This window comes from Rhodovulum imhoffii, assembly GCF_003046545.1.
In the GTDB taxonomy this organism is placed as follows: domain Bacteria; phylum Pseudomonadota; class Alphaproteobacteria; order Rhodobacterales; family Rhodobacteraceae; genus Rhodovulum; species Rhodovulum imhoffii.
This window is the reverse complement of the sequence record NZ_QAAA01000036.1, coordinates 1-7,773: the sequence shown is the minus strand read 5'-3', so window position 1 is coordinate 7,773 and position 7,773 is coordinate 1. Positions and strand designations below refer to the sequence as shown.

Below are 7,773 nucleotides of genomic sequence, written 5' to 3'. Positions count from 1 at the left end.
TGCCCTCAGCGACGCAAGCGCAAATCCGTTCCCGAAGGTCCAAAGAGTAAGGTTTGCCCATGATCCACCTCCCAACAGAAGTGAACCGGAGAAAATCGGCCTGTGAATCCCAAGCCGAGTCAAATCAAACGCAAACCGCTTTAGGCGCCCGAAAACGGAACGGAGTTTTGTAGCGCCTCTTCCTCGTCTGCGAAGAAGGCGCAATCTGGGCTGTCGCCGTATTCTTCGATGTGCCGGGGGTGGAATTCCGGCAGTTCGAAACCGGAATAATCGAATATCAGCAGTTCTTTGACGGCGACAAGGCGGGTCCGGCCAGCAGGCTGGCGGCCAGAATCGGTTTCAGATACATACCCGGTCCTTTCTGCGGGCGCTGTGCGGTGCGACGCCACGCAAGCTCCTGCGAAGGCTCAAGTGTCTGCTCGCAATGTGGACGTCGATCTGCGACAAATGGAAAAGGCAGAAAAGGGGAGAAGAACATGTTCAGGGCCATGCTTGTCGAAAAGGACGCCGACGGCGCGATTCTTGCCGGGGTGCGGGAGATATCCGAGGATCGCCTGCCCGAAGGCGATGTTGTCGTGGCGGTGGAGTATTCGACGCTGAATTACAAGGACGGTCTGTGCCTTGGTGGCCAGGGCGGGCTGGTGCGGACATACCCTCATGTGCCGGGGATCGACTTCGCCGGGACTGTCGAAAAATCCGAAGACATCCGCTTTGCTCCGGGTGACAAGGTCGTGCTGACCGGCTGGCGCGTGGGAGAGGTGCATTGGGGCGGTTATGCCCAGAAGGCGCGGGTGAAGGGCGACTGGCTGGTGCCCCTGCCCGAAGGGTTGACAACCCGGCAGGCGATGGCCGTTGGGACCGCGGGCCTGACCGCGATGCTGGCGATCATGGCGTTGGAGGAGCATGGCCTGGCCCCTGGCGATGACCCGGTCCTGGTGACGGGGGCCGCAGGGGGGGTCGGGTCCGTCGCCACGGCGATCCTGTCCCGGCTGGGCCATCGGGTTGCCGCCGTGACCGGCCGGCCCGAAACGGCGAAATATCTGAACGATCTTGGCGCGACACAGATCGTGCCCCGTGCGGAGCTTGCCGATCCTTCAAAGAAGATGCTGGAAAGCGAAATCTGGGCCGGCTGTGTGGATTCCGTGGCGGGCGCAATGCTGGGGCGGGTTCTCAAGCAGATGAAATACGCAAGCTCCGTCGCCACGGTCGGGCTGGCCGGTGGCGCGATGCTGGAGGGCGCCCTGATAACTCCTTTCATATTGCGCGGGGTCAACCTGCTGGGGATTGACAGTGTCATGTGCCCCTATGAAACCCGCCATCGTGCCTGGTCACGGGTTGCGCGCGATCTGCCCATGGAAAAGCTGGACAAGATGATCCAGGGCGCAACGCTTGCGGATCTGCCCGCGCTGGGCGCCGATATTCTGAAAGGACGGGTGAAGGGGCGGGTCGTCGTGGATGTGAACGCCTGAGAGGGGGCCCGCTACGCGGGCCCTGGCGTCAGCTCGTGGTTTTGTCCACGCATTTGCCGCTGGCGTGGTCGAGGGTCTGGCCCTCGGCGCAGCTGCTGGCATTCATCTTCTTTTCCCACCCGCAGCCTTCGGCCACGGAAAGGGTGGGGGCGAGTGCCAGAACCAGCGCGGCGAAAGTGGTCTTGAGGATCATTGCGCAGTCTCCCTGTTGAATGGAAACCAAACATAACATGCGCGCGGGCCTTTCCAAAGCCCGCGCGCACGAGACGCACAAGAGCTGATGAAAATGTTATTGCCCGAAAACGCGGGCGAAGATCGTATCCACGTGTTTCGTATGGTAGGCGAGGTCGAATTTTTCCTCGATATCTTTGGGCGAAAGCGCAGCGGCGACATCGGGGTCGGCCAGCAACTCCTCCTTGAAGTCCTTGCCCTGTTCCCAAACCTTCATCGCGTTTCGCTGTACCAGCGCATATGCATCCTCCCGCGAGACGCCGGCCTGCGTCAGCGCGAGAAGGACGCGCTGACTCATGACCAGGCCTTTGAACTTGTTCATGTTTTTTAGCATGGCTTCGGGGTAGACGACCATTTTCTCAATCACGCCGGCCAGTCGGTTCAGGGCGAAGTCCAGCGTCACGGTGGCGTCCGGGCCGATGCCGCGCTCCACCGAGGAATGCGAGATGTCGCGCTCATGCCAGAGCGCCACGTTTTCCATCGCCGGGATCACGGTCATGCGCACCAGCCGTGCCAGTCCTGTCAGGTTTTCCGTCAGGACCGGGTTGCGTTTATGCGGCATGGCAGAAGACCCTTTCTGACCCTTGGAAAAGAATTCCTCTCCTTCCAGCACTTCGGTGCGCTGCATGTGGCGGATCTCGATGGCGATGTTTTCGATGCCGGAGGCGATCACTCCGAGCGTGGCAAAAAACATCGCGTGCCGGTCGCGCGGGATGACCTGGGTGGAAATCGGCTCCGGTTTCAGGCCCATCTTCGCGCAGACATGGGCTTCCACCGCAGGATCGATATTGGCAAAGGTTCCCACTGCGCCCGAGATTGCCCCGGTGGCGATTTCCTCGCGTGCGGCCTGAAGGCGGCGCTTGTTGCGGTCCATCTCGGCATAGAAACGGGCGAAGGTCAGACCCATGGTGGTGGGCTCGGCGTGGATGCCGTGGCTGCGGCCGATGCGCACCGTATCCTTGTGTTCGAAGGCGCGTTTTTTCAGGGCGGCCAGGACCTTGTCCAAGTCGTCCAGCAGAAGATCGGCGGCGCGGGTCAGCTGCACGTTCAGGCAGGTGTCGAGAACGTCCGAGGATGTCATGCCCTGGTGGACGAAGCGGGCTTCCTCGTTTCCGATATGCTCGGCCAGATGGGTGAGGAAGGCGATCACGTCATGTTTGGTGACGGCCTCGATCTCGTCGATGCGGGCGACGTCGAACTCCACATCCCTGGCTTTCCAGACGGCCTCGGCATTCTCCTTCGGGATCACTCCCAACGCGGCCTGAGCATCGCAGGCATGGGCCTCGATCTCATACCAGATGCGGAACTTGGTTTCAGGCGACCAGATGGAAACCATCTCGGGGCGGGCATAGCGGGGGATCATGGGCGAGCCTTCGGTTGGGTTGTCTTTGCCCGTCTGATAAACCGGGTGGGCAAGGGCGGCAAGCATCGGAGCGGACATGCTGGAAAACTTCGAAGGTCTGTGGCGCCTGACCCGAAAGATCGACGATACGCTGACCGGCCAGTGCGCGGTGCTGGAGGGGCAGGCCAGCTTTACGGTTGTCCCCGGCGGTCTGCGTTACGAGGAAGAGGGCACCCTGCGCTGGCCGGGCCAGCCGCCGATGATGGCCCGCCGGGTGTATCTGTGGCATGCCGTGCCGGGGCGGATTGACGTCTGTTTTGCGGATGGGCGGTTCTTCCATTCCATCGCGCCGGGGGCAACTCCGGAGGCCTCTCACGATTGCCCCCCGGATTTTTATCATGTGCGGTATGATTTCAGCCGCTGGCCGGACTGGTCCGCCGTCTGGGACGTACACGGACCGCGCAAGACCTACGCGATGCGTTCTCTCTATTCCCGGTGAGGGGGCGGGCTGCGGCAATTTGAACTGGAAAGTCAATATTTTACACGCATGAGTTGTGTTGGCGTGCCGGGTTGCTTACCTGTCCCTGAGGTGCGTGTCTGCCAGCCGCCTTGTACCGGGTTTCGGTGCATTCGTTGCACCGAAAGCGTTGGCAGTGATCCCACGGGAAGGCCCCCTTCCCACGGGCGTCGGGGAGCACCCGGCGCCCATCCACGCGAAAAGGGCGCCGTATGGCGCCCTCTTCCGAAGGTGAAAGATCAGCAACTGTAGTAGAGCTTGAATTCAACCGGGTGCGGGGTGTGCTCGTAGGTGTAGACCTCGTCCCACTTGAGGGCCAGGTAGCCCTGGATCTGATCCTTCGTGAACACATCGCCGGCCAGCAGGAAGTCGTGATCGGCCTCCAGCGCCTCCAGGGCCTCGCGCAGCGATGCACAGACGGTGGGAATGCCCTCCAGCTCCTCGGGTGGCAGATCGTAGAGGTTCTTGTCCATCGCCTCACCAGGGTCGATCTTGTTCTTGATCCCGTCAAGACCGGCCATCAAGAGTGCGGCAAAGCACAGGTAAGGGTTGGCCGACGGGTCGGGGAAGCGGGCTTCCACACGCTTGGCCTTCGGGCTTTCCGTCCACGGGATTCGCACGCACCCCGAGCGGTTGCGGGCAGAATAGGCGCGCAGAACCGGAGCCTCGAAGCCGGGGATCAGGCGTTTGTAGCTGTTGGTCGAAGGGTTGGTGAATGCATTCAGCGTCTTGGCATGTTTCAGCACGCCGCCGATGAAATAGAGCGCCTCCTGGCTGAGATCGGCATAGCGGTCACCGGCAAAAAGCGGCTTTCCGTCTTTCCAGATCGACATGTTGACATGCATGCCGGTGCCGTTGTCGCCTGCGATGGGCTTGGGCATGAAGGTTGCCGATTTGCCATAGGCCTGCGCGACGTTGTGGATGACGTACTTGTATTTCTGCATGTTGTCGGCCTGCTCGACGAGCGAGCCGAAGATCAGCCCCAGTTCATGCTGGCAGGAGGCGACCTCGTGGTGATGCTTGTCGACCTTCATCCCCATCCGCTTCATGGTGGAGAGCATCTCCGAGCGCAGATCCTGCGCGTCGTCGATCGGGTTGACCGGGAAGTAGCCGCCCTTGACGCCCGGACGGTGGCCGGTATTGCCCATCTCGTATTCGGTGTCGGTGTTCCAGGCGGCGTCGATGGCGTCGACCTCATAGGAGACCTTGTTCATCTCGACCGAGTAGCGCACATCGTCGAAAATGAAGAACTCGGCCTCGGGGCCCCAGTAGGACACGTCGCCGATGCCGGAGGATTTCAGATAAGCCTCGGCTTTTTCGGCGGTGCCGCGGGGGTCCCGCTCATAGGGTTCGCCGGTGTCGGGTTCGACAATCGAGCAATGCAGGCAGAGCGTCTTTTCCGCATAAAACGGATCCATATAGGCAGAGGCCGGGTCTGGCATGAGCTTCATGTCCGAGGCTTCGATGGATTTCCATCCCGCGATCGACGACCCGTCGAACATGAAACCTTCCTCAAGGAAGTCTTCGTCGACGAGGTCGGCTACGACCGTCACGTGCTGAAGCTTGCCGCGCGGGTCGGTGAACCGGATATCGACATATTCGACATCCTCTTCCTTGATGGTCTTGAGAACTGCATCTTTGCTCATGTGACCTTTTTCCCTTCTCTGGATGGTCGATTACAGCGCGTCTTCGCCGGTTTCGCTGGTACGGATGCGGATGGCCTGCTCGACGGATGAGACGAAAATCTTCCCGTCGCCGATCTTGCCGGTATTCGCGGCGGCGATGATCGCCTCTACCGCGCCGTCCACCTGATCGTCGGGCAGAACGACCTCGATCTTCACCTTGGGCAGGAAATCGACAACGTATTCCGCCCCCCGGTAAAGCTCGGTATGGCCTTTCTGTCGGCCAAAGCCCTTTACCTCGATCACGCTAAGGCCCTGAACACCGATGTCCTGCAGGGCTTCCTTGACCTCGTCGAGTTTGAAGGGCTTGATGATCGCTTCGATCTTTTTCACCGGTCCCGACTCCCTTTCTTGCGTTGTCTTGCCTGCTGACAGATCACTTCCTTGACGGGCATACAATTGGCTAGTCTGACGGGGCAGGAGGTGCCGGAGGGATTCCTGCTGAAATGATTAAATTTTAGGCGTCTCGCTTTTTTACCGGGCATTCTGAGAACATTCCGAGGCAAGGAAATGACTGAGATTCTGACATCTGCCCAAATGCGCGCCATCGAGAGCGCCGCGATCGAGTCCGGGCAGGTTTCCGGCGCCGAACTGATGGAACGGGCCGGCAAGGGCGTGATCGAGGCGCTGTTCGCCCGCTGGCCGGATCTGGCCGCCGGCTCGCATCGTGCGGTCGTTCTGTGCGGCCCCGGCAACAACGGGGGCGACGGGTTCGTGATCGCACGGCTTCTCAAGCATTGGGGATGGGATGTGCGCGTCCATCTCTTCGGCGCTGCCGAGCGGCTGCCGCCGGATGCGCGTCTCAACCATGACCGCTGGGCGGCGCTGGGGCCCGTCGCGCCACTGCCTTCCGTGCCGGACATGCGCGGGGCGGTGGTGATCGATGCGCTTTTCGGCACCGGTCTGACGCGCCCGCTGCCTGCGGCACTGCTTTCGGTTGCAGACGGGGCGGCACGGGTGGTGGCGGTGGATATTCCCTCCGGTCTTTGTGCCGATTCTGGGCGTGCGATCGGAGGGACGGCATTACGCGCGGATCTGACGGTTTCGTTCCACCGGCTGAAACTGGGCCATGTTTTGGCCGATGGTCCTGTCCATTGTGGTGAAGTTGTGGTTTGCCCGATCGGCCTGCGCGGGGGCGTGGGCGTGGGGCTTGCCCAACCAGACACGGTTCTGCTGTCCAAGCGCGGGGGGCATAAATACGCCCACGGGCATGCCCTTGTTCTTTCCGGCGGGGCAGGGTGCACGGGGGCGGCCCGGCTGGCGGCGCGGGCGGCGCTGCGTGTCGGGGCAGGACTGGTGACCCTTGGCGTCCCTGCGGAGGCCGGGCCGGAGGTCGCGGCCCAGATCACCGCGGTGATGCTGCGCCGGGTGGAGGGGGGGGCAGACCTTGCCGCTGTTCTGGAAGATGCGCGTTACAGTGCGCTTTGCCTCGGCCCGGGTCTGGGGCTGGGGGCACGGGCGCGCGGGCTTGTCCGTTCGGCCCTGAACGGCGTCCGACCGGTGGTGCTGGATGCCGATGCGCTGTCTCTCTTCGCCTCCGGGCCCGAGACACTGTTCAACCTGATCCATGGGGCAGAGGTCGTGCTCACGCCCCATGACGGGGAGTTCGCGCGGCTTTTTCCGGATCTCGCCGCGCCCCTGCACGCGCCCGCCGGGACCGGTCCTGCCGCATCCCGGCTGGTGGCCGCGCGGCAGGCTGCGCGGCGTGCCGGAGCGGTGGTGTTGCTGAAGGGTCCGGACACTATCATCGCCGCCCCCGATGGCACTGCTGTTGTCAGCGCCGCCAGTTATGAGCGGGCGGCACCGTGGCTGGCCACCGCCGGAGCGGGGGATGTTCTTGCGGGATTGATTTGTGGTCTTCTGGCCCGTGGCGCGCCGCCCTTCGCAGCGTCCCGGACCGCCGCCTGGCTGCATGTCGAGGCCGCCCGTGTTTTCGGCCCCGGACTGATCGCGGAAGATTTGCCCGAAATTTTACCCAGGGTTCTGAGGCGCTTGCAGGTTTGATTTTTACCTCGCCTCCTGTCGGGAGCTTTGCTAAGAGAGCGGCGCAGGATGCGGGTGTGGCGGAACTGGTAGACGCACCAGATTTAGGTTCTGGCGCCTTTGGCGTGGGGGTTCGAGTCCCTTCACCCGCACCATATTGAAATCATTTATCATTCTCCGGTTCTCCTTTATTTGATCTGTTTGATCCCAGGGTTTGATGGTGCGATGGCCGACACCAGTATCTCGGGTGCACGGGTGGCGCGGGAACTGGATGCGCTCTTCCGGCTCTATGGCAAACCGGCCAGCATTGTCAGTGATAACGGAACGGAGTTCACCAGCCGGGCGATCCTGAAATGGGCGAACGACAACGGCGTGGATTGGCACTACATCGCCCCGGGAAAGCCGCAGCAAAATGCCTTCGTCGAGCGCTTCAACGGCAGCCTGCGCGACGAGCTCCTGACCGACAACGGCATTCAGTTCGCCGAACAGCCCCGGAACAGGAACACTGCCCATTCCCGGCAGATGCGCTTCGACATGATTTGCGAAGCC

At 62.0% G+C, this 7,773-nt stretch carries 8 protein-coding genes, 1 tRNA gene and 1 pseudogene; 5 read left to right on the top strand and 5 right to left on the bottom strand.

Annotated features, from left to right (window positions below; genetic code table 11):
• Positions 1-140 precede the first annotated feature (140 nt).
• The gene (locus C8N32_RS14480) at positions 141-389 is read right to left on the bottom strand and encodes a hypothetical protein (protein WP_107893681.1); all 249 of its coding nucleotides are present in this window, start codon (positions 387-389) and stop codon (positions 141-143) included.
• A gap of 87 nt (positions 390-476) precedes the next feature.
• On the opposite strand from C8N32_RS14480, the gene C8N32_RS14475 reads away from it, so the two are divergent.
• Positions 477-1,469, top strand: coding sequence for an MDR family oxidoreductase (locus C8N32_RS14475; protein WP_107893680.1), 993 nt, complete (start codon positions 477-479; stop codon positions 1,467-1,469).
• Between the two features lie 28 nt (positions 1,470-1,497).
• On the opposite strand, the gene C8N32_RS15055 is transcribed toward C8N32_RS14475, so the two are convergent.
• Together C8N32_RS15055 and purB are read right to left on the bottom strand one after the other, a co-directional pair.
• Positions 1,498-1,662, bottom strand: a complete 165-nt coding sequence (locus C8N32_RS15055; RefSeq protein ID WP_170106822.1) for a hypothetical protein — start codon at positions 1,660-1,662, stop codon at positions 1,498-1,500.
• A 96-nt stretch (positions 1,663-1,758) separates the two neighbouring features.
• A complete protein-coding gene (gene purB / locus C8N32_RS14470; RefSeq protein ID WP_107893682.1) occupies positions 1,759-3,063 on the bottom strand; it encodes an adenylosuccinate lyase in 1,305 nt (434 codons plus the stop codon).
• Positions 3,064-3,139: 76 nt separating this feature from the next.
• On the opposite strand from purB, the gene C8N32_RS14465 reads away from it, so the two are divergent.
• On the top strand, positions 3,140-3,541 hold the full coding sequence (locus tag C8N32_RS14465) for a DUF6314 family protein (RefSeq protein ID WP_107893679.1): 402 nt from the start codon (positions 3,140-3,142) through the stop codon (positions 3,539-3,541).
• Positions 3,542-3,798: 257 nt separating this feature from the next.
• Here C8N32_RS14465 and glnA read toward each other — a convergent pair whose 3' ends face one another.
• Together glnA and C8N32_RS14455 are read right to left on the bottom strand one after the other, a co-directional pair.
• Entirely contained in the window at positions 3,799-5,205 is a 1,407-nt protein-coding gene (gene glnA, locus C8N32_RS14460) for a type I glutamate--ammonia ligase (RefSeq protein ID WP_107893678.1), read from the bottom strand.
• Between the two features lie 30 nt (positions 5,206-5,235).
• Entirely contained in the window at positions 5,236-5,574 is a 339-nt protein-coding gene (locus C8N32_RS14455; RefSeq protein ID WP_107893677.1) for a P-II family nitrogen regulator, read from the bottom strand.
• A 177-nt stretch (positions 5,575-5,751) separates the two neighbouring features.
• On the opposite strand from C8N32_RS14455, the gene C8N32_RS14450 reads away from it, so the two are divergent.
• From C8N32_RS14450 to C8N32_RS14440, 3 genes and pseudogenes are all read left to right on the top strand, one after another.
• On the top strand, positions 5,752-7,245 hold the full coding sequence (locus C8N32_RS14450; RefSeq protein WP_107893676.1) for an NAD(P)H-hydrate dehydratase: 1,494 nt from the start codon (positions 5,752-5,754) through the stop codon (positions 7,243-7,245).
• A 50-nt stretch (positions 7,246-7,295) separates the two neighbouring features.
• Positions 7,296-7,379: transfer RNA gene (locus C8N32_RS14445), tRNA-Leu, on the top strand.
• Positions 7,380-7,449: 70 nt separating this feature from the next.
• Positions 7,450-7,773: pseudogene (locus tag C8N32_RS14440) on the top strand (DDE-type integrase/transposase/recombinase); the annotation flags it as partial.

Excerpts from the sequence above, each read along its gene's own strand:
- glnA (WP_107893678.1), bottom strand. The coding sequence starts at position 5,205 with ATGAGCAAAGATGCAGTTCTCAAGACCATCAAGGAAGAGGATGTCGAA.
- C8N32_RS14475 (WP_107893680.1), top strand. The coding sequence starts at position 477 with ATGTTCAGGGCCATGCTTGTCGAAAAGGACGCCGACGGCGCGATTCTT.
- purB (WP_107893682.1), bottom strand. The coding sequence starts at position 3,063 with ATGATCCCCCGCTATGCCCGCCCCGAGATGGTTTCCATCTGGTCGCCT.
- C8N32_RS15055 (WP_170106822.1), bottom strand. The coding sequence starts at position 1,662 with ATGATCCTCAAGACCACTTTCGCCGCGCTGGTTCTGGCACTCGCCCCC.
- C8N32_RS14450 (WP_107893676.1), top strand. The coding sequence starts at position 5,752 with ATGACTGAGATTCTGACATCTGCCCAAATGCGCGCCATCGAGAGCGCC.
- C8N32_RS14465 (WP_107893679.1), top strand. The coding sequence starts at position 3,140 with ATGCTGGAAAACTTCGAAGGTCTGTGGCGCCTGACCCGAAAGATCGAC.